This is a genomic window from Variovorax glucosi (assembly GCF_051216695.1).
Taxonomy (GTDB): domain Bacteria; phylum Pseudomonadota; class Gammaproteobacteria; order Burkholderiales; family Burkholderiaceae_C; genus Variovorax.
On sequence record NZ_JBPJZE010000396.1, the window covers coordinates 290 to 1,037 of the forward strand.

The following is a 748-nucleotide window of genomic DNA, read 5'->3' on the forward strand; positions in this document are numbered from 1 at the left end:
AGGTGATCCGCGAGGCCGGCGTGACGCCCGAGCTGGAGATCTTCGATTCGGGCGACATCAACCTCGCGCTCGACCTCATCGCCGACGGCATGCTCGACGGCCCCGCCATGTGGACCTTCGTGCTCGGCGTGAAGTACGGATTTGCACCCACGCCCGAGACGCTGCTGTACGCCCGCAACATGCTGCCGCGCGGCGCGTTCTGGAGCGCCTTCGGCATCGGCCGCATGGAGTTCCCGATCGTCGCTCAGGCCTGGCTACTCGGCGGCCACGTGCGCGTGGGGATGGAGGACAACATCTACCTCGAGAAGGGCGTGCTGGCCGAGAGCAATGCGCAGCTGGTGGCGAAGGCGCGCGACATCCTGCTGAGCCTGGGCGGCGAAATCGCGAACCCGCGCGAGGCGCGCGCCATGCTGGGCTTGCCGGATGCAAGGAACTGAACGATGAGCATCGCAGCCATGCACACCGCCCACAGCTCCCGCGCATTGCGCGTGAGCGAGAAGGCCGCCAACCTCGACGCGCTGCGACTCGAGGCCGCGCCGCAGCCAGAACCCACACCGCCACCTGGCCACGCCGTGGTGCGCATCGCCGCCGCCGCGGTGAACCCGAGCGACGTGAAAGCGACGCTGGGCATCATGCCGCAGGCTGTCTGGCCGCGAACCCCGGGCCGCGACTTCGCGGGCACCGTGGTGAGCGGCCCCGACGAATGGATCGGCCGCGAGTTGCCTGCCACGAAGGCCCGACCGGCTCA

The 748-nt window shown here is 69.5% G+C and carries 2 protein-coding genes; both read left to right on the plus strand.

Annotated features, from left to right (window positions below):
• A partial coding sequence (locus ACSFA3_RS25960; RefSeq protein WP_435508179.1) for a beta-keto acid cleavage family enzyme occupies positions 1-437 on the plus strand: 437 nt, incomplete at its 5' end.
• 3 nt (positions 438-440) lie between these two features.
• A partial coding sequence (locus tag ACSFA3_RS25965; protein WP_435508180.1) for an alcohol dehydrogenase catalytic domain-containing protein occupies positions 441-748 on the plus strand: 308 nt, incomplete at its 3' end.